Genomic DNA, 21,318 nt, shown 5'->3' with positions numbered 1-21,318 from the left:
AATTTTAAAATTTATCTGCTTTTTAGTTGCTTCATTGTTTTTATAAAATTCTCCTTAATAATTTGGTAAGAACTATGTTTTCCTAATGTTACAATTTCTTCACCATAAGCCATTGTTTTTAATTGCATAGATGAATCACCTGCATATACTATTGTAGAAGATAAATTTTTAATAGAAGCAGTAGATATTAAAGCAGATGAGCTATCAAATACTGAAGCATTTAGAGGTTCGCCAACTTTAAAAAATGTAGAATTAAAATTATTCATTGCTTTTCTACCGCTTATGGTTGCCATTTCTAAAGCATACATTCCAGAATCTCCTTGGTTAGTAGAGGAGTATGTATTTCTTTTATGAGATATTAATCGTTGTCCATAGTCTAAAAGTCTTAATTCTTCTAAAGGGTTAAGACCAATATGACTATCTGTTCCAATGCTCCATTTACCACCTTTTTCTTGATATTTCTGTAAAGGAAATAAGCCATCCCCTAAATTACCTTCGGTACTGGGACAAAGTACTACATTAGCTTTGCTTTTAGCGATTCCTTCTATCTCCTTATCTGTTAAATGTGTTGCATGTACTAAATGAAATCTATCATTCATTTCTATAGTGTCCAGTAACCATTCTACCGGACGTTTATTTAGATATTTTATAGAGTCTTCGATTTCTTTAATTTGCTCTGAAACATGAATATGAAAAGGTATATCTTGTGGCCCAGACTGTGCTATTTTTGCGATATCCATAGGTTCAACTCCTCGCATAGAGTGAATTCCTATAGCAATATTTGCGTGTTCATAATACTTACATGCCTCTTTACTAGCATCTAATAATTTTAAATAGCTATCTATTGTTGGAGAAATAAATCTTCTTTGCCTGTCATTAGGGGCTTGTCCAAAACCACCTTTTTGATAAAAAATCGGAATTAAGGTAATGCCAATACCTACTGTTTTTGCCGCAGAGATCAAGCTACTGCCCATTTCTGCAAGGTTAGTATATGGTTTTCCGTTTTTATCGTGATGTACATAATGAAATTCTGCAACATTAGTATATCCATGGCGTGCCATTTCTGCATATAGCATAGTTGCAATAGCTTCCATTTGTTCTGGATTCATACGTAATGCAAGTTGATACATTGCTTCTCTCCATCCCCAAAAATCATCAGGATTACTGGTGCCTTCATGTCTTTCTGCTAAACCAGCCATTGCATATTGAAAAGCATGAGAATGTGCATTTTGAAATCCTGGAATAGCAAATCCTTTAACTAGATCATTGGATATGGTATTTGGATCAAAGGATGAAATATTAGTTATAATACCTTCTTTGTTTACCGTTACTGTTGTGTTTTGTAGCCAACCTGTATTTTGTAATATTCCGTTAAAATGGTATGTTTTCATTTGTTTTAATCTGTAAGATTTTGAGTCCATGAGAATTTAGGAAATAAAAGTACTATCTTCAATTTTTAGTATTCCAACTTTTTTATTTTTTGTACCTCTTTTACTATTTTTTTAGAGTTTCAATTAAATTGCCCATAGTATTTTGTAATACTTTCTGTACCTTTTTTGCTCGATCTTTATTATAAGTAATTTCATTATCATCCATATACAGAATTTTGTTCATCTCGAGTTGTAGAGAGTGAATATCATCTTCAGGTTTACCAAAGTAACGGGTGATATGTCCCCCTTTAAAAGGGGAATTATGATTTATAGCAAATTCTCCTGATTTTAATCCGTTTAATGCCGATTTTATTACATCTGGATGTGCTGTTTTTTCATCATTATTTCCTAAAATCATATCAGGAAAAGGATCTTTTTGGATAGTACTTACCTTATGACGGATAGAGTGTGCATCCCATAATAGTACTTTTCCGAATTGCTTTTTTCGTTTTTCTAATAAATCTTCGATTTGCTTATAGTATGGCCAATAATAGGTTTCTAGTCTTCGATTAATTTCATTTTGATTAGGCTCGAATTCTTTAGAAATATAGATTTTGTTACCATAAAAATCGGTAGTTGGAGTATTGTTGGTAATAAGCCTATTATCTGTATACAAAGGAACACTTTCAGGATCTCTATTAAGATCAATAATCCATCTGCTTAGGTTAGCTTTTATAACTGTAATTCCCAGAGAAGGGGCAAATTTATATAACCAATGTACGTACCAATCGGTATCATCTAAATGTTTTTGCATTCTTTTTTTATAATGGCTTTTTATTTCTTTTGGAAATTTTGTTCCAGAATGCGGTATACTAATAATGATAGGAACCAAAGGAGCTTTAGCCTCTTTAATTTTAAATAGATTCATAAGGTTGTTTCTTTGTTATTTCGGCAAAAACTAAGATACTGTCTTTAACAGGTTTAATATGTAAAGTATTAGTTCGTTCGCGAATAATTAATAAATCGCCTGCATCTATAACATGTGTTTTTTTATTTACTTCTACAGAGATGCTTCCTGAATAATTATAAATAAATAACCAATCTTCTTTATTTTTCATAGAGTATTGGATGTTTTCATTTTGTTTACTGTCAAAAACAATTAATTTTCCTGTAGTTTCCTCTTTAGTCATTAGATTAAAGTCGGTACATTTTCCGACAGAAGAAGTTTTCCAGTCTCCTTCAAATTCATCCATATCAAATCTACCAAGTTTTTTTTGGTGTCTGTTTTCATGATCTAAAGTTATCTCTCCTTCTAACACCAATAACTTTCTGGATACTCCTGGCAATGAAGTAAAAACAGACTCTTTTATTGCAACGGTAGCCATACTTAATCTAAAATCAAAATTTAATTTTGAATACTCAGCAGAATGGGGGTATATAAAAAACTGAGTCGTAGTACCTCCTGACCAAGTATTTTTTTTTAAAGTATGTGATTTTATAATTTCAACTTTCATATAGTAGAAAATTAGTTTAAATAAAATTCTCTAATAATTCATCATCTACCAGATTTGGTAAAGTGACTTTAAGTTGTGGGGTTCTTTCCATTTCTCGTTTTATTGCAAATAAAGCTTCTTCATTTCTTGCCCAACTTCTTCTGGAAATACCATTATTTACATCATAAAATAACATTCGCTCTAGTTTTTTGGAGGCTTCTTCTGTACCGTCTAGTAGCATCCCAAAGCCACCATTAATTACTTCTCCCCAGCCAACACCACCTCCGTTATGAATAGATACCCAGGTGGCTCCTCTAAAACTATCTCCTATAACATTATGTATAGCCATATCTGCAGTAAATTTACTGCCATCATAAATATTACTGGTTTCCCGGTATGGGGAATCCGTACCACTTACATCATGATGATCTCTACCTAAAACTACAGGAGCCGTTATTTTTCCTGTTTGTATGGCTTGGTTAAAAGCTTCAGCAATTTTAATTCTTCCTTCGGCATCTGCATATAAAATACGTGCTTGTGACCCAACTACTAATTTGTTTTGTTTTGCTTCTCGTATCCAAGTTATATTATCCTGCATTTGCTGCTGAATTTCTTTTGGAGATACTTTTTTGATAGACTCCATAACCTCTAAAGCTATTTGATCTGTAGTATCCAAATCTTCAGGTTTACCCGAAGTACAAACCCATCTAAAAGGACCAAAACCATAATCAAAACACATTGGTCCTAAAATATCTTGCACATAAGATGGGTATTTAAAATCAATTCCATTTTTTGCCATTATATCTGCTCCAGCTCGAGAAGCTTCTAACAAAAATGCATTACCATAATCAAAGAAATAAGTACCTCTGGCAGTATGTTTATTTATAGCATCTGCTTGTCGGCGTAAGGATTCTTGTACTTTTTGTTTAAATGCATCTGGATTTGTGCTAATTAAAGTATTTGCTTCGTCATAGCTTAATCCAGCAGGATAATATCCACCAGACCACGGATTATGTAAAGAGGTTTGATCAGATCCTAGTTGAATATGAATATTTTCATCATAAAATTTCTCCCAGATATCCACAACATTACCTTGATAGGCAATAGATACAATTTCTTTTTGATCCATCGCTTTTTTAGTACGAGTAACTAAATCATTAATATCATCAATAATTTCGTCTACCCAACCTTGTTCATGACGTTTTGTAGCAGCTTTTGGATTTACTTCTGCACAAATAGTGATACATCCTGCAATATTTCCTGCTTTAGGCTGTGCACCGCTCATTCCTCCTAATCCAGAAGTCAAAAATATTTTACCAGCAGAGGTTTCTGTTGGTTTTAACGTCTTTCTAAAAGCATTCATTACGGTAATAGTGGTACCGTGTACAATTCCTTGAGGCCCGATATACATATAGCTACCTGCGGTCATTTGGCCATATTGTGTAACTCCAAGCGCATTATATTTTTCCCAATCATCTGGTTTCGAGTAATTAGGAATCATCATGCCATTGGTAACTACTACTCTTGGAGCATCGTTAGAAGATGGGAACAATCCCATTGGGTGCCCAGAGTACATGTGTAAAGTTTGCTCGTCTGTCATCGTTGCCAGATATTGCATAGTTAACAGATACTGTGCCCAGTTTTGAAATACAGCACCATTACCACCGTATGTTATTAGCTCATAAGGATGTTGTGCTACCGCATGATCTAAATTATTTTGGATCATTAACATAATCCCTGCGGCTTGGTTTGTTTTGGACGGATATTCATGAATAGAACGAGCAGATATTTCATATTCTGGCATAAATCTATACATGTAGATACGTCCGTAGGTATTTAATTCTTCTAAAAATTCAATAGCAAGTTCTTTATGCCAATCTTTAGGGAAATATCGTAATGCGTTTTTAAGCGCTAATTTTTTTTCTTCGGTAGAAAGAATTTGTTTTCGTTTAGGAGCACGACTAACTTTAGGATCTAAAGATCTTTTTTTTGGTAATATTTCAGGAATCCCTTGTAGTATTTGTTCTTTAAAGGTCATCGATATATGTTTTAAATTAAAATTTTAGTTAGGTTAAGCAGAGCCGAAATGGAAAAAAATACTTAAGATCCATCTTCCGATTCGACTCTGTAGGGCAAAAAAGGTAATATCTTAGGGTACTAAAACTCCTCGTTTCCATACTTGCGAGGGAACAAGCTTGCCTTGATGATAAAAAATTTCATGAATAGAGTGGGTAGGAAACAGGTTGAAATCTGCTAACATTCCTGAAACCAATTTTCCTCTATCCTTAAGATTAAGTGCTGCTGCGGCTCTGGATGTTACCCCAGCAAGGACTTCGGCATTACTTAATTTTTCAAAAGTACCTAAAACACAAGCTTGCATTAGTAAATCACCCATAGGAGCAGAACCTGGGTTCCAATCGCTTGCTATTGCTAGTGCTCCTCCTGCATCCAGAATTTTTCTAGCAGGGGTAAAGCTACACCCTAATCCTATCGATGCACCTGGTAATGCTACAGAAACTACATTGCTTTTTGCTAGCATTTGTATTTCTTTATCAGTACTTGCTTCTAAATGATCGGCACTTATTGCTTCTACTTTTACAGCCACTTCACTACCTCCTGCAGTAAATTGATCTGCATGTACTGTAATATCAAATCCCATGTGTTTTGCTTTTTCAAAATAAGGGTAAATATGAGATGGAGAAAAAGCACTTTGTTCTATAAAAGCATCAATTCTATTTGCTAGTTTTTCTTCTTTTAAAATAGGGAATAGGGTCGTGCTAATTTCTTCGAGATATTCTTTATGATCTCCTGTATAATCTTTTGGCAACATATGCCCAGCAAGACAAGTAGTAATTAAATCTACTTTTGTTTCTGGACTGGCATTTTTTATAGCCCGTAGCATTTTAAGCTCTTCTTCTACAGAAAGACCATATCCGCTTTTTACTTCCACCGTTGTAATACCATTTTTTAATAGGGTATTGGCTCTTTTTATTACTCCATTAGAAAGTTCCTGTATACTGGCTTTTCTGGTTTGGGTTACTGTATCCCAAATACCACCACCAGCTTTTGCTATTTCAAGATAAGATTTTCCTGCGTTTCGCATAGCATAATCATTAGCTCTTGATCCTGAAAAACAGATATGTGTATGCGCATCGATAAACCCAGGAGTACACACATAATCTGTATGTAGCTCTATAATTTCGGTAGTATGTATATCTGCTTTTTCTTTTAAATCCGAAAACTGACCAATAGTATGTATTTTTTCGTCTTCAATAAGAATACCTGCTTTTTCTATAATAATTAGATCCTGATCTTTTACAGAGCCTTTGGTTTTTATAGTATCCAAAGAAATGAGTTGTGTAATTGGACCTATTAGTTTATACTGTTTCATATTGTATTTTTAGTGATGAACTGGATGTATACCATTTCTTTAATGAAAAAAACTGTTTTTGTTTTCAATTAAATTACGGTGTCGTTTTAATAAACTTCGAATTCATCTGAAAATTGGGTTTCTATAGATACCTGTTCTTTTTTTGCTATTTGGTTAGCGGTATTAATAATTGTTCTATTTTTAATTATTTCAATTCCTTTTTCGATATCCTCAGCAAACACACGGTCTTTATCTGCAAAAGAAACAGTTTCACGCACTTTTTTGTGAATTTCATCTAAAATAATCCCAGATTTCAATGGTTTTCTGAACTCAAATGCTTGTGCTGCGGTTAAAAGTTCTATAGCTAGTATTTTTTCTAGATTATCAATAACTCGTAAAGCTTTTCTTCCTCCTATAGATCCCATGCTTACATGATCTTCTTGACCAAGTGAAGTAGGAATACTATCTGCACTTGAAGGAAAACATAATCCTTTGTTTTCACTAGCTAATGCAGCTGTAGTATATTGTAGTATCATGTAACCTGAATTAATACCAGTATCCGACATTAATAGTTTAGGTACCCCGGGAGAGTTACCTTCTAGGGATAGGTATATTCTTCGATCAGAGATATTACCAAGTTCTGAAGCAGCCAGACAAGCATAATCTATAGCCATTGCCAGTGGTTGTCCATGAAAACTACCTCCACTAATAGTAAGCTCTTCGTTAATGATAATAGGGTTGTCGGTTACAGAATTCAATTCTACTTCTAAAAGTTCTTTTAAATGTAGCCATGCATTTCTGGATGCACCATGAACCTGTGGCATACATCGAAGTGAATAAGGATCTTGAACTCTCTCACAATCGATATGATCTTCCATTATTTCAGATCCTTTTAATAGCGATTTTATTCTAGAGGCAACATGTATGTTGCCTTTAAAAGGACGTAGTTGATGTAGTTCTTCAAAAAATGGTTTTACAGATCCTTGCAACCCTTCTATCATCATTGCACCTATAATATCGGCTTGTGATAGGCAACTATGCAATTTGGCAACTACTTGTACTGCGTGCGCTGCAATAAATTGAGTTCCGTTTATTAAGGCTAATCCTTCTTTAGGACCTAAGTCAATAGGTTTTATCCCAGTTTCTTTAAATAATTCTGCAGTAGTAATCGTTTTATTGTTGTAAACTACTTTTCCTAATCCTAATAAGGGTAGAAAAAGATGCGATAGAGGAGCTAAATCTCCCGATGCACCAACAGATCCTTGGCTAGGAACTACAGGTATCGCATCATTATCAATATGCCATAAAATTCTATCTAAAGTTTCTTCTGCTATACCAGAATATCCTTTGGATAGAGATTGCACCTTAAGAATCATCATTAATTTTGCGATTTCAGAATCAATAGGATCCCCTACGCCGACACTATGGCTTTGCAAAATATTACTTTGTAAAATGTTTGTTTTTTCTTTAGAAATCTTTGTTGTACAAAGTGGTCCAAATCCTGTATTTATACCATAAACAGGATCTCCTTTGTCTACAATATTTAGTACGGTTTGTCTGCTAGTCTTAATTTTTTTTCTAGAAGCTTCAGAAATAATCCCCTGGATTTTTCCTTGCGCAATTTTTAAAGCTATTCCTGCTGTTAAATGATCTTCTCCGTATAAAAAATGATGTATTGTTTCTGACATTATCGTGTTTTTATTTGCTAGCACTAATTTAATATCTATTTTTGATAATTAAAAATACCAAATTAATCATTGATTAATAACTATGGGTTATCAAATAGAATTGCGACATTTTACTTATTTTTTGGCTGTAGCCGAAGAATTACACTTTAGAAAAGCAGCAGATAGACTATTTATTTCTCAACCAGGTTTGAGTAGACAGATCAAACAAATGGAAGAAATAATAGGAGTAACTCTTTTTATAAGAAATAAGAGAAAAGTAAGTTTAACCGTTGCTGGAGAATATCTAAAAAAAGAATTAGACTATATTTTTAATCATATTGATTTTACCATAAAACAAACTCGTTTAATTGATAAGGGTAGTGATGGAGAGATTCGAATAGGGTTTTTGGGTTCTGCAATGCAAACTATTATACCTGAGTTATTAATAAAAGTTAATGAACAATACTCTAATGTACAATTTAGCTTAGAAGAAATGTCTAATCATTTACAAGTGGAAGGGATAGAAAAAGATCAACTAGATCTTGGGTTTGTTAGATTAGCCAGAGTACCAAAAGGAATACAAATGAAAACAGTACATGTAGATACATTTTCATTAGTCTTACCAAAAAATCATTACTTAGAGGAGAAGAATTTTAAAAATATAGCACAGGTATCGGATCAGCATTTTATTTTATTCTCTTCGGATTATAGTTCCCTATATTATGATAAGATTATGAGCATATGTGAGGATAAAGGTTTTACGCCTAAAGTTTCTCATAAATCAGTGCATGCACAAACTATTTTTAAATTGGTAGAGAGTGGGCTAGGAGTAGCGATAGTTCCTACATCATTACAATATGGGTTTGATTTGGGGGTAAAATTTTTAGAAATCCCAAAAATATCTCAAAAAGCTACACTTTCGGTTATTTGGAAACAAGATAATCGTAATCCTGTATTGGAGAAAATATGGCGTTTTTTATAACAAAACAAGGAGTATTCGTGAAGATATTATTAGAGAATACACTTAGAAATCAAATCACAAAGGTTTGATTTTTAAGTGTATTTGTTAAGGAGTTAAGTTAATTTGGTGTAGAATAGAAAAATTGTTCTTCGGTTATTTTTCCATTATTTACTTGATATACACATACTTCTTCTATTTGCATACGTCCACTTTCTTTAAAAGTACAATCCATTTTCATAGAGCAGCTAAAGTGGTTTTCTGCAACAACTGGATCAGATATTTCTCCACCATGAAATTCTTCTACAGAGGCATACCAGTCTTCACTTTTTTTGATAACAGCATCAATACCAGAGGTCACTTCATTTGGGCTTCCTGGCATTTCTTTACTTACAATGTTGTTGTCATATAATTCGTTAAGAGCTTGCATATTTTCACCTTGGCGACAAAGTTCAACTAATCTATTAGCAACTGTTTGAGTATTCATGAGCTTATAATTTATTGATTAAACAATGGTAAATTACAAAAAACTTCTGTTTATAACTTTAAAGAAATGTTATAAAATAGATTATTGATTAAGTGCTTCTTTATATGTTTTTAAGCAACGTTCTCTCGCAGTTTTATGCTCTATTATAGGTGAAGGGTAGCTAAGTTCATTGAGATCTTTTACCCAAGTGTTAATATATATAAGTTGCTTATCAAATTTAGTAATTTGAGTGGTTGGATTAAAAATTCTGAAGTAAGGAGCTGCATCGACACCAGATCCAGCTGCCCATTGCCAATTACCTACATTGGCAGACATATCATAGTCTAGTAGTTTTTCTGCAAAATAGGCTTCTCCCCAACGCCAATCGATAAGTAAATGTTTACATAAAAAACTAGCAACAACCATTCGTACTCGATTATGCATATATCCAGTTTTGTTTAACTGTCTCATTCCTGCATCTACTAATGGATAGCCTGTTTTTCCTATTGTCCAATTTTGAAAATCTTGTTCATTATTTCTCCATTCAATCCTGTCATATTTTGGTTTAAAAGAAGTGTTTTTTGTATGTGGATAATGCCATAATATTTGCATAAAAAACTCTCTCCAGATCAGTTCAGACAAAAATACTTCGTTTTCTTGTTCAATAGCTTTTTTTATAATTGTTCGTATTCCTACAGTTCCAAAACGAAGATGTGGACCTATTCTTGAAGTTCCGTTTTCTTTTGAAGGAAAATTACGTGTTGCTTCATAGTTTTGAATAATATCTGGCGAGGTATCAAAATCCCTAACTTTTATAGATGAGGTAATGAAACCCATTTCTTGGAGAGTAATACCTGGAAAGTCTATGTTTTTCACTAGATTGTGAAGATGTTGTTTAGTGGTATGTATTTTTAGTTTAGAGGAATCAAATGTTTCTTTCCAGCGATTTTTATAAGGAGTGTAAACTATATATGGATTACCATCTTTTTTTACAATTTCATCCTTCTCAAATATAACCTGATCTTTAAATGAATTAAATTGTATGTTACTTTTTTGTAAAAGAGTTTTGATTTTATTATCTCTAGTTAATGCATAAGGTTCATAATCCTGATTAGTATATACCGCTTGAATTTGATATTTAGAAATTAAGCTTTTAAAAATATTTTCGGGAGTGTTATGATATATAGATAGAGAGCTGTTGTGTTTGGCTTTAAGTTCGTGATTTATTTTTTTTAACCGTTCAAAAATAAAGGATATTCTAGCATCATCTTTAGGTAATTGATCTAGAATATTTTTGTCAAAAATAAAAATAAGAAGAACTGGATATTCTGATTGTAAAGCTTTAAAAAGCCCAATATTATCTTCTAATCTTAGATCTCTTCTAAACCAAAATATAGATATTTTTGAACTCATTTAATTTACATTTAAAGTAGATAAGCCTCCATCAACACCAATAACTTGACCTGTAATCCAACTACTATCATCGCTCAACAAAAATCGAGCAATATTTGCTATGTCTGCTGCTTGGCCAATACGTTTCATTGGATGTCTACTATCCATGATTTCTTGCTTTTTTTCATTATTCAATAACTTTTTTGCTAATGGAGTATCCGTTAACGAAGGGGCAATTACATTTACTCTAAACAGGGGAGCATATTCTGCGGCTAGTGCTTTTGCAAAACCTTCAATAGCTCCTTTTGCTGCAGCAATACTGGTGTGAAAAGGCATTCCTATTTTTACGGCAACTGTACTAAAAAAAATTAAACTAGCTTGCTTTGATTTTTTTAATTTAGGGAGTAATGCATGTATGATTTTAACCAAAAACATAAAATTGATTTGCATGTCCTCTTCAAAATCTTTTAACTCGAGCCTTTTAAAAGGTTTTAAATTAATGCTACCAGGACAATATACAAATCCGTCTATCCTTTCAGGAAGTAAAGAAACATCAATTTCATCTTTAGACGTATCGTAGGGGATGTGAGTAACTTCAAGATTCCCTAAGTTTTCAGAAGTTCTAGAGGCAATAAAAATAGTATGTTCGCTATATAATTTTAGAGCAATTTCAAAACCTATTCCGTGGCTGCCACCAATAAGAAGTATATTTTTTTTCATTATTTTATTTTTAAGAAAAGAGGATTGAATTATTAGTTTTGTTAGTAATAGTTCCAAAAAGTTCTATTAATTTCTTTTCTCTATATTGGAAAATTTCTTTCAGTTTTGGTTTAACTATAAATGGGTGTATACATTGTCCTAGAATACCAAAAGGAACTTTATAATCAATAATATCCTCCATTTCTATTCCTCCATTAATTTCTTTGATAAAATGTTTATGATGCCATAAAGCATAGGGACCAAATCTTTGTTCGTCTACAAAGTATTTGTTTTCTTCTACATGGGTTATTTCTGTAACCCATTTGGTTTTAATTCCTGCTATTGGAGTAACAATATATTGTATGATTTGACCAGGATACATCTCACGATCTGCGCCAGATATAATTTCAAACCCCATATACTCTGGAGTTATGATTTTTAAGTTATTTGGGTTAGAAAGAAATTTCCATGCTTCTTTAACAGAAATAGGAAGGTGCTGTTTTGCTTTTAGTGTATAAATCTTCATAAGAATAGGATTACACAGTAAAGTTACGTTATTTTTGTTTAACAAAAAACTATAAATATTAAACAAATATAAATATTATAAATTAAAAAAAACTTTTCGCCCAAGATTTGGCTTCTTCTATAGTACTAAAAAAGGTGAAAGATTTATCGTATAGTGGTTGTTCAATAATAGCTTTCTCTCTCTCTTTATTATTGTTAGAAACAATTGCTAGACCTTTCATGTTTTCTAGTTGTCCTTTTTTATATACTTCAGCAGAAACTTTATGTTGGTGTTTACGGTAACTAATCATTATAAAGTCTTTAGATTTATAATAACTACGTAATTTTTCTCTTATGATAGAAGCTTTATTTAATGTAAAATCTATATTTTCATTAATAGTAAGAATAGAATATTTGTCATGTAATTCTATTTCACAAAATTCATTAGTAAAATGTTCCATAGGGGGGTATGGTTTTTCTAAAAATGTAAATATATGTTAAAAAGAATTAATCTTTGATAATATCAATATTTTAGTAGAGATAGTTGACAAGTATTACTAATCGTTACAGCACATAGCTATAAGCCCCAAGTCATCACTACAATATGAAGAAGACCTCTTGCCGTAATTTCTATTAATTATTATAGCTTTTGTACCACCAAACACTAAGCTAAATATTATTACACCTTCAGAAAGGTGTATTTTTAATTATTCTTTTTAAAAGCAAACAGATATAAGGTTCCTATTTTTAAGGTTTTGTTAACCTTTTATGTCCTTGTAATCCTTATTTTCGTTATTAAGTAAATTAAACAAAATTATATAATGAAAAAGATAGTCTTATTTCTTTCTGTTGCTTTATTGTCCTTTGGGATTGAAGCTCAGGTAAAAGCACCACAACCAAGTCCGATTTCAAAAATTGAGCAGGTTATTGGATTAACAGATGTTTCAGTAGAGTACTCACGTCCTAGTATGAAAGGAAGAACTATTTTTGGAGATTTAGTACCCTTTGATAAACTTTGGAGAACAGGAGCCAATAAAAACACACAAATTACTTTTAGTGATGATGTAAAGGTTGGTGGTAAAGAGCTTAAAAAAGGTACTTACGCAATTTTTACGAAACCAGGTAAAGAAAACTGGGATGTGATTTTTTATAAAGACACAAATAATTGGGGAACTCCTCAAAAATGGGAAGATGCAAAAGTAGCTGCAAATGTTAAAGTAAAAGCTAATACATTGCCTATGAATGTAGAGACATTTACTATAATGTTTAGTGATTTTACTATGGAATCTGCTGTTCTTAATTTTATTTGGGCTAATACAGAAGCTGCAGTTACTATACAAACTTCAGCAAAAGAAGCTACTTTAGCAAGTATTGAAAAGGCAATGGCAGGACCATCTGATGGAGATCATTACCAAGCAGCTACATTTTATAAAGAAATAGGGGAGACCGCTAAAGCTAAAGAACATATTGATAAAGCGATTTCGTTAAGTAAACAACCTGCTTTTTGGTATTATAGACAGCAGTCCTTGATTTATGCAAAATCTGGTGATAAAGATGGTGCAATAAAAGCAGCTAAAATGTCGTTAGAGTTAGCAGGTAAGGCAGGAAATGCCGACTATGTTAAAATGAATAAAGACTCTCTTACTGAGTGGGGAGCTAAATAAACATTTTTCTTTACACACAAATTATTAAAAAGCATTCTGTTCATCAGAATGCTTTTTTAAGTTATACCAGAGTTGTTGTTTTAATTTACGGGAAAAGAAAATAAATATTTTTTTGTTTCAATGAAAAAGAAAAGCTTGTGCCAGAATCGATCTGGTATTAAGCATAAGAGAACTACACATTCAAAACCCAAATTACATGCCTGAAATTGAAGTTTTAACAGAAATAGAAAAAAGATTTGGATTACGATATATAAATAATATTATTAGCAATAAAAAAGCAATCTTTATTTGATAGTGTAATAAAACAAGAGTATTACACAGTATTTATCTTGCTTTTTTATTAAGATTTCTCTACTTACTAATAGCCCGAGTTCGATTCATTAATATTAGTCGAACTCGGGTTAATAAAATCAAATTTTTTCAACAAAATTTAAAAAGACTTTTTTATGAAGTTCAAGATCCATATTAGGAGAAAGTGCTACACGAGCAATATAATCTTTGTCCCCTTCTTTAGTTGTTCCTTGTGTAGATGTTGCAGGTATCGTCCAATAGCATCCATTTAATTGCCCATAGCTCACACAGTACTTACTTTCATTTGGGATTTCTTTGATCATTAAATCGATTAATTTATGATTCAATGCTCTTTTATAAGATTCTTTTTCTTCATCAGTATCTCCTTTAGTGGGAAGGTCTAATGAAAAAACGGATGGGGTAAATCCTTCTTCTGCTAATTCTTTGGAAACAAAATTAATTTTTGCTTCTGGTAAAACATCATTAATAAAGTTTACAAATTCACGTGTATTCTTATAAGCATCATTAATTCTTTGTTTCATTGAGGGTAATTGTTTTGCTAATATTTTTATTTGAAGATTTGTCGCTTCGTTATCACAAAGTCTTAGATGCATTTCTACTTTTTGCATCAAAGCTTCTGATTTTTTATTTGCCACGCAGTACCCCGAAGTACATAGTCCGCCACTTGGAAATTTTGATCCACTAGCAAATGAAATAGTTCTAACTGTAGAGAGTATTTCGTTATCCCCTAAAAAATGTACATTAGGGCAAAATGTTTGATCTAAAATAAAAACAGGGTCGATAGCAATTTTACCTGTTGTAGATTTACGTTCTTTACTTAAAACATCTTTTAATTTTATAAGATCAGGAACTTCAACTCTAGGGTTTGTTGGGATTTCGGCAATTATGTAAGGGATAGCATCTTCGGTTGCAATTTTATCTAAAACTATATCAATACTTTGAACCATATCTTTACCACCATCAACTAGTAAATCCAATACTTCGACATTGTCAATACAGGCAGCAACTCGCCTAGCTTGATCATTTGTTCCACCATAACAATTTGGAGGGACAATAATCTTGATATCTTTTCCTTTATGTTTTTCTAGGGCATCATGAATTAGCCCCATTAAAATGGCATATTGAATAGATAGCCCACTAGAAGCAATTAACGCCTTTGTATTCGTACCAGTAATGGTTGCTATAGAATCTAAAACTAATGCTTTGTTTGTCTCGAGATCACTTTTTTTATTATTAACAGAAGATTTTTTTATTAGATATTTTAATGCTGCAAGAGAGTTGTCTGGCGTCATTGCAATTGTTTCTCTTCTTCTAACATGCTGAATTTCTGAAATGTAATTTTCATTTCCCTGACCATTTACAAGTAAAATACTTCCTAAGTAAGAATGAGCATTGATGAAAAAGTCAATATTTGGAGTTAGATCGAAATTACAAATTTCATCTTGTTGTGAAAAGAAAATGATACTACCATCAAACTCAGAAATTTCTTCTAATTCCTCAACAGTCTTTAATTCAAATTTATAACCATAAATGTTTTTTAATACCTCAGTATCAAAATAATCGGGTAATTTACCTGTATAAATGATTTGGGTGTTTTTATTATCTAATAAATTTTTTCTTAGAATAGCCAAAACAGGAACCGTCTTTGATGCAAAGCTTATTACATTATCTGATTTTAGATTATTGAAGCTAGCAATCACCCATTCTAGTATACAGGATAATGGATGACCTAATCGAATATAGTCGAAAGCAGTGGGTAATTCACTTAGTGCCGATGCTTTAAAATTATTGGTATTAAATAAGGTTTCAAACTGTTCTAAAAATTGAATTTTGGCCAATTTTTCATCGTAAATATCTAATCGATGCGTTGTTAGACTTAGCCATCCAGTTGGCATGTTTTCTAATACATTTTCAATATAATTGAGCATTTTATTATCTTCCATAATTTTCACCTTTATATAGGTTGCTAGTATACATTAATTAGATCTATTTTAAAAATATTATAGGGTGTTTTGTTACATCTCGATATTAGTCGAGTTTAGTTATATAAAATCAAGAAGTTTAAAATCAATATCTTCGGGTTTAAATATTAGGTATATTAATTATTTTTAATAAATCATTTTTCTTTTTTGATCTAAGAATAGATATTCAGAATGAGGTAATAGGTCTATTTTTAGTGATTATAGTAAGTAAAAAACTCAATGCGGTAACTAATTACTACAAGGACTACTGGATTAGTAGTAGTTTGTACTCAAATTTTAAATCATCAATTATTATTGAAAAGTATTCTGAATTAAAACTTGAACTATCTAGAGAGAGTTTATGAGTAGTCTAGAACTAAATAATTAATCTAGAGGGTATAGGGGGTTACGTTCTGAACTATTGTAAAAATAGCATAAGAGGACTATTTTTATTTGACAGTTTATACTTAAACGCCTTGAAAAATTTGAGAGACAATTTTATTTTAAAAGTCACATGTATTTGACAATTAGTCATCTATGTGATTGAAGAGAAGTGTCGATTTGTCCTTTTTTTAAGATTTTTTTTAGAAACCTTACCTTATTTATATATCTGAATTGACTAAAGTGGTTGGGATTTATCATTGGTACTTTTTTTGAAATACAATAATTGTGTTTACTAATAAATTATTTAGTAACAAGTATAGATTTAAGAAAATAATTAAAATTAATTATCGTTTTTAAAAATAAGTTTATGATGTTTCTGTATTCAATAAAATTGTCTGTTCAAGAGTAAGGTTGAAAAGGCATCAACACAAGTACTATTCCATTTATCATAGTTATCTAAACCGTTTTTAATCGAAGTCAGGTGTTGGACGTAAAATAAAGACTAATATTTACCTATTTATATTTTTTTAAGAATCTAAAAATTTGAAAAAAAAAATGAAAAAGCTACCAGTAGAAGTTCGTTTAATAGGACGCAAGAATAAATATTATCAAATAGAGTTCCCTAATGTTGCTGTACCAGTAGAGGTTAATGAAGAACTATATAAAAAAATGTTAGAAAGCCCTGTTTTTAAGTTTATAGCTTCTAATGGAAGGGCTTCCATCGGCAAGCGACACAAAACCATCAAATCAAGGAAACAGAAAAGGCTATACTCCTCTTAAATGTGTGAGAGCCTCAACGTGGTATTAATTACTGCGTTGGGCTGCTCGACTGTAAACTATTTTTTAAGCTTTTTGAATTCAATAAATTTATATCGGATAGAGTTCCAATCCAATATAATGTTTGATTTGGGGTTATGTTATTTTGAAGCATAATATCATATAGTGCCGAAATAAATGATCCGTCTAAACTTTGGATTAAGAGTCAAATCTCATAATTAATTATCCATTTTGTTATTTCGAATTGAATGTATTTTTTTTCCCTTTTCATAAGTTTCAGTTAGCAATAGAACTCCTTTATTATTATAAGTTTTCCAGATTCCATTTTCTATGCCTGTTATTTTTTCTCCAGTTCTATAGATTTGGCCATTTTTATAAAAATAGGTCCATAAACCATTTGCTTTTCCTTTTTTATAATTTTCTACAGAAGCTAATTCACCTGAATCATAGTAGCTTTTCCATTCGCCTGTACTTCCTTCTGTATCATAATGCTTAATGTATTTAAGGGTTCCATCATCCAAATAGTGTTTCCATGTTCCGATTTTGGAATTTTGTAGGTGTGCTCCGTCCAGATATACTTTTCCTGTTGGGTGAAATATTTTCCAAGTACCTTCTAATTTTCCATACTGATAGTTTTCTATTTTAGATGGTTTCCCGTTTTTGAAATAGCTAGTCCATTCACCTGTCTTTTCCTTATTTGTATACTGCCCAGTGACAAGTAGTTCTCCGCTGTCATAATAGTCTTTAAAGACTACGGTATTTTTTTCATAATTAATATTTATACCATTAATATTTGATGGGTTAGAACTTTGTTTGCATCCCAAAAGCAGGCATATTATAAGAACAAGTAATAATTGCGGGATTTTTTTCATATTTTCTAATAGTTTGCTAGGGCTTTCGTAAGTAGGAAAGAAGCAAGTGATAAATTATAGCTATTGTGTGTGCCCAGCATGGGCATTTTTTATTTATCGAAGATAAATAATTCATCTAGAGGGTGCAAGTCTTTTATGGGCGGGGGTGCTTCGACCTTGCTCAGGACAGCTTATCAATAAACGTAACGATTGACTATATAATAAAAGCCGTATAAGAGATTTGTATAGCCTGTCCTTAGCTTGACGAAAGATATATGTTGGTACTTCGATAAACTCAGTAGAGCTGTGAGAGGTTTAGGGGTGAAATTCCCCTTTTCCTACTCGACTGTATGCAGTGATTTACGCATTTTGTTTCAGTTTTACGTTTTTCCGTAAATATGATTTAATGTCAGTTTCATTCTGCAATTCCCTTTTTCTAAAGATAATTATTTTATTAGCATTCTCAATATAGTTCAAATTAATATAGGCATATCTTAAAATGGAACTTCTAATTTTCTTTTTTCTATCTAATGTAAGAAATTTATAACGTCTTAAATTTTCAAACACTTTTTCGTATTTTATATAAAGCACAGTGTAATAAATAATTGGTAGGAAAACTAAAGTGAATATTGGTGGAAGTAAAAATGACTTTAAATTACTCAAAGTAAAGAAATCTGCATAATCAACGATTAATTTATAAATGCCATAAATTAAAAAACCAAATCCGATAATTGTTAAAACATTTTTTAAAAAATTTGCTACAATTTTGGTGTTTGGGTCATCTTTTTTCAAGTCTGCAAATACTGGAAGAATTGATATGAAAGTTAAAGATGGAATTAATATCAATTCCCAGATGAGTGAAAAATTATAGAAACCAACTATAAATTCCAGTATAGTTGTTAATGAAGTTGTGGTTAAAATAATTTTCGTAAAATCTTTATAGTTCTTTATATCCGAAACACCGAAAAAGAGTACAAGACCTGTTGTTAAAAACCAATAAATAAAATCTTTATAAAGAGAAAACTCCCAAATTGACAGCTCTCGAAATATATTAATAATGATGAATAAATACAGTCCGATTATTATATAAAACGGAATAATCTTTTTTACAAATATTACTTTAATTACACTCCAAAGGTTTAACAGACTTCCTTTTGATTTAAAAACTAAAATGGCAAAAAACAATAAAGTCCAAATTATTATAGAAATTTCTCTATTAGAAAGTAATTTGAAGAACTCTATCATTAAAAATTTTTCTGAATTTTGAGGTTAGCACAATTTTTTTTTCATTGCATATAGCCTGTTCTAAGCCGTTTTCGTTTTTACACTATTTGCTAAAAACAAGAGAGTTAGAACCTTTGTTATTAATAATATGCCCATTAACAGTATATTCAGCCAATTCACAAAAATTGATTTCTTTTATGCCAGTCTTTTTTGTTACCTTATTTAAGAGGAAATTATAAATATCATATTTTATAGTATCATTAAGGACAAATCGATAAGCTAATTTTGTTTCGATTTTATTGTTTAATGCTATATAGACTTTTTCTTTATCTGCTCTAATATTATTATGATGTGTTAAAAACTGATGGCTTGTTAAATTTACACTATCTAAAACAGTGTTAAAATTATCGATATAACGAATTAAATAAATTTTTTCTATTTTAACATCTGTTTCTTTCCACCCAGAAATACTAATATTAGAGTTAAGATTTATATGTTTTTCACAATTATCATCATGGCACGAGATCAATAAAAAAATAACAATTAAGTATTTAAAAATTTTAATAATCATATCATTTTAATTTTAAGTATCCATAATAATTGTTTCTATATGCTTTTTTTGATAATTCTAATTTTGGCTTTTCATTAGGAGTACCATTCTTAATTTCACCCCAAGTCACTACATTAAAGTTTATATTAGTTACTTTATCGTAGTCTGTTTCTGGATTTATTCCATTCAAAATTTCAAGTCCTCCCTCATAAGTTACCCAATGGTATTCTCCTAGGTCGGTTATATCATAATCCGATTTATTACTTATCATATCTCCATCAATCATCATACATATTTCATATCCATTTTGATAATCGTTGTCAATATCCTCTTCTAAAATTCTAATTTTTTCATCTGAACCAAAGAAATCCCGTATGTATGATTTGTTCACTTTATAATAATCCATTTTTACAGTTGTATAGCCTAAAAGTTTCTTACTCAAATTAGTCATTAACCAAGGCCAATTTATAGCAGAAGCATCTTGTCCTTTTTTACCTGTATATCCAAAATCACTTTCTTTACTCCTTGTAGTCGCCATTGTTATCCAGTCTATTTCAGGAATCCATGGATGTTCTTTAGAAGTAGTAGGGTTTGTGTCATACATTTCTTTTTTTGCATCTTCATCAGGTTCTACAGTATATCCATTATGAACTGCTTTTCCTTTTCGGTGAAGAGTTTCTGCAAACTTTTTATATCCGTGCTTATCGTTTTTGGCAAAAATATAGAATAAACAAGCCATCCCACAAAGAGAAGTTCCTCCTTGATTGATTTTCCAAGGTTTTTTTATTCGCTCTTCTATTTGTTGTTCTACTATTTGTCTATTAAACCATCTAAAACGGTTGTGATGAAATACTTCTAATTCAGCCTCATTTTCTTTTTTCTCTATGTAAGCATAAAAGGTTATGGTTTTACCACATAATTCTAAATCATCTGTTTTAAAAGTTACTTTTTCTCCTGTTTCTTTAAATGTTCCTACAAAAGCACTTCCATCATCGGGGTCATAGGTATAGCCCCATTTTATTTGGTTAAGATTACTGGGTATTTCATCATTTCTAAATTTGACAATTTTCAGAGTATATTCTTTTCCATAAATAAGCCCCATTTTACTATTAGTATCCCCATTAGTTGACCCTTCATCAAGTTCTATAACTTCAACTTTTTCTACAAAATATTGTTTTTTTTCTTCATTATCTAGAGGCTGATAAGGTATTCTCTCACTTGGAGGCATCCAACTCTCTTGCCAAGGTTTTACCAAAGTTATTCCTTTTACTTCTTGTATAGCCGCAGAGATTGTCATTGTTATGCTCATTGGTTTTTCTCCTACAGCAGTAAATTTTTCTTTCCAATAAATTAAAGCGGCATCATTAAATTTGTATTCAAAAAGTGTGACACCATCAAAATCACCTTCATAAAAAATAATTTTACATTCTGTTAATGTGCAGAATTTGTTTTCTGGATTGTGAGTCATCCAACGAAGTAGTCTATCATCATCATAACCAGAAGAAAAGGCTAGGGTAACAAGCCCTCCCATTGGAATCTCACCGCAACGACCTGTTTTATGATTTAATGTTTTGGAATATTCTAAATCAGTCCACAACAGTTCTCGTTCTGTTCCCAAAACGAATAATTTTGCTTTAATCATTGGTTAATTTTTAGGTTTTAAAAGTTAGCCATTG

The 21,318-nt window shown here is 31.3% G+C and carries 19 protein-coding genes; 3 read left to right on the top strand and 16 right to left on the bottom strand.

Features of this window, described 5'->3' with window-relative positions:
- Positions 1-11: 11 nt before the first annotated feature.
- The 6 genes from hutF to hutH form a co-directional block, all read right to left on the bottom strand.
- The gene (gene hutF / locus H527_RS0113390) at positions 12-1,391 is read right to left on the bottom strand and encodes a formimidoylglutamate deiminase (protein ID WP_027413183.1); all 1,380 of its coding nucleotides are present in this window, start codon (positions 1,389-1,391) and stop codon (positions 12-14) included.
- 103 nt (positions 1,392-1,494) lie between these two features.
- Positions 1,495-2,298, bottom strand: a complete 804-nt coding sequence (locus H527_RS0113385; protein WP_027413182.1) for an N-formylglutamate amidohydrolase — start codon at positions 2,296-2,298, stop codon at positions 1,495-1,497.
- Positions 2,285-2,884: a HutD/Ves family protein gene (locus H527_RS22130; RefSeq protein ID WP_051316763.1), complete on the bottom strand. Its 600-nt coding sequence runs from the start codon at positions 2,882-2,884 to the stop codon at positions 2,285-2,287. Before H527_RS22130 ends, H527_RS0113385 begins: the two co-directional genes overlap by 14 nt.
- Before the next feature lie 16 nt (positions 2,885-2,900).
- Complete coding sequence (hutU, locus tag H527_RS0113375; protein ID WP_027413181.1) at positions 2,901-4,901, bottom strand: urocanate hydratase; 2,001 nt, start codon at positions 4,899-4,901, stop codon at positions 2,901-2,903.
- A 111-nt stretch (positions 4,902-5,012) separates the two neighbouring features.
- Positions 5,013-6,254: an imidazolonepropionase gene (hutI, locus tag H527_RS0113370; RefSeq protein WP_027413180.1), complete on the bottom strand. Its 1,242-nt coding sequence runs from the start codon at positions 6,252-6,254 to the stop codon at positions 5,013-5,015.
- Positions 6,255-6,340: 86 nt separating this feature from the next.
- Positions 6,341-7,921: a histidine ammonia-lyase gene (gene hutH, locus H527_RS0113365; RefSeq protein ID WP_027413179.1), complete on the bottom strand. Its 1,581-nt coding sequence runs from the start codon at positions 7,919-7,921 to the stop codon at positions 6,341-6,343.
- An 82-nt stretch (positions 7,922-8,003) separates the two neighbouring features.
- Between hutH and H527_RS0113360 the strand changes: the two genes are divergently transcribed.
- On the top strand, positions 8,004-8,882 hold the full coding sequence (locus H527_RS0113360; RefSeq protein WP_027413178.1) for a LysR family transcriptional regulator: 879 nt from the start codon (positions 8,004-8,006) through the stop codon (positions 8,880-8,882).
- A 97-nt stretch (positions 8,883-8,979) separates the two neighbouring features.
- Here the strand turns inward: H527_RS0113360 and H527_RS0113355 are convergent, their stop codons facing one another.
- From H527_RS0113355 to H527_RS0113335, 5 genes are all read right to left on the bottom strand, one after another.
- Positions 8,980-9,345, bottom strand: a complete 366-nt coding sequence (locus H527_RS0113355; protein ID WP_027413177.1) for a SnoaL-like domain-containing protein — start codon at positions 9,343-9,345, stop codon at positions 8,980-8,982.
- Between the two features lie 81 nt (positions 9,346-9,426).
- Positions 9,427-10,737: a cryptochrome/photolyase family protein gene (locus tag H527_RS0113350; RefSeq protein ID WP_027413176.1), complete on the bottom strand. Its 1,311-nt coding sequence runs from the start codon at positions 10,735-10,737 to the stop codon at positions 9,427-9,429.
- Positions 10,738-11,436: an SDR family NAD(P)-dependent oxidoreductase gene (locus tag H527_RS0113345; protein ID WP_027413175.1), complete on the bottom strand. Its 699-nt coding sequence runs from the start codon at positions 11,434-11,436 to the stop codon at positions 10,738-10,740.
- A 10-nt stretch (positions 11,437-11,446) separates the two neighbouring features.
- Entirely contained in the window at positions 11,447-11,941 is a 495-nt protein-coding gene (locus H527_RS0113340) for an SRPBCC family protein (protein ID WP_035088186.1), read from the bottom strand.
- A gap of 82 nt (positions 11,942-12,023) precedes the next feature.
- Positions 12,024-12,380 carry a hypothetical protein gene (locus H527_RS0113335; RefSeq protein ID WP_027413173.1) on the bottom strand — a complete coding sequence of 119 codons (357 nt, stop codon included), beginning with the start codon at positions 12,378-12,380 and terminating at the stop codon, positions 12,024-12,026.
- Positions 12,381-12,740: 360 nt separating this feature from the next.
- Between H527_RS0113335 and H527_RS0113330 the strand changes: the two genes are divergently transcribed.
- Positions 12,741-13,583 (top strand): DUF2911 domain-containing protein, encoded by an 843-nt coding sequence (locus H527_RS0113330; RefSeq protein ID WP_027413172.1) that lies wholly within the window; start codon positions 12,741-12,743, stop codon positions 13,581-13,583.
- A gap of 410 nt (positions 13,584-13,993) precedes the next feature.
- Here the strand turns inward: H527_RS0113330 and H527_RS0113325 are convergent, their stop codons facing one another.
- Positions 13,994-15,838: a PLP-dependent aminotransferase family protein gene (locus H527_RS0113325; RefSeq protein WP_027413171.1), complete on the bottom strand. Its 1,845-nt coding sequence runs from the start codon at positions 15,836-15,838 to the stop codon at positions 13,994-13,996.
- Positions 15,839-16,795: 957 nt separating this feature from the next.
- On the opposite strand from H527_RS0113325, the gene H527_RS23570 reads away from it, so the two are divergent.
- Positions 16,796-17,020, top strand: coding sequence for a hypothetical protein (locus H527_RS23570; protein WP_081414611.1), 225 nt, complete (start codon positions 16,796-16,798; stop codon positions 17,018-17,020).
- A gap of 215 nt (positions 17,021-17,235) precedes the next feature.
- Here the strand turns inward: H527_RS23570 and H527_RS0113315 are convergent, their stop codons facing one another.
- The 4 genes from H527_RS0113315 to tssD form a co-directional block, all read right to left on the bottom strand.
- Positions 17,236-17,889 (bottom strand): toxin-antitoxin system YwqK family antitoxin, encoded by a 654-nt coding sequence (locus H527_RS0113315; protein WP_027413170.1) that lies wholly within the window; start codon positions 17,887-17,889, stop codon positions 17,236-17,238.
- A gap of 339 nt (positions 17,890-18,228) precedes the next feature.
- Entirely contained in the window at positions 18,229-19,113 is an 885-nt protein-coding gene (locus H527_RS0113310; RefSeq protein ID WP_027413169.1) for a hypothetical protein, read from the bottom strand.
- An 82-nt stretch (positions 19,114-19,195) separates the two neighbouring features.
- On the bottom strand, positions 19,196-19,663 hold the full coding sequence (locus tag H527_RS0113305; protein ID WP_027413168.1) for a hypothetical protein: 468 nt from the start codon (positions 19,661-19,663) through the stop codon (positions 19,196-19,198).
- Between the two features lies 1 nt (position 19,664).
- The gene (gene tssD / locus H527_RS0113300; protein WP_027413167.1) at positions 19,665-21,284 is read right to left on the bottom strand and encodes a type VI secretion system tube protein TssD; all 1,620 of its coding nucleotides are present in this window, start codon (positions 21,282-21,284) and stop codon (positions 19,665-19,667) included.
- Between the last annotated feature and the right edge of the window lie 34 nt (positions 21,285-21,318).

The organism is Aquimarina muelleri DSM 19832, assembly GCF_000430665.1.
GTDB classification, from domain to species: domain Bacteria; phylum Bacteroidota; class Bacteroidia; order Flavobacteriales; family Flavobacteriaceae; genus Aquimarina; species Aquimarina muelleri.
Note: the sequence above shows the minus strand (reverse complement) of the source record. Positions and strands in the feature narration are given on the sequence as shown.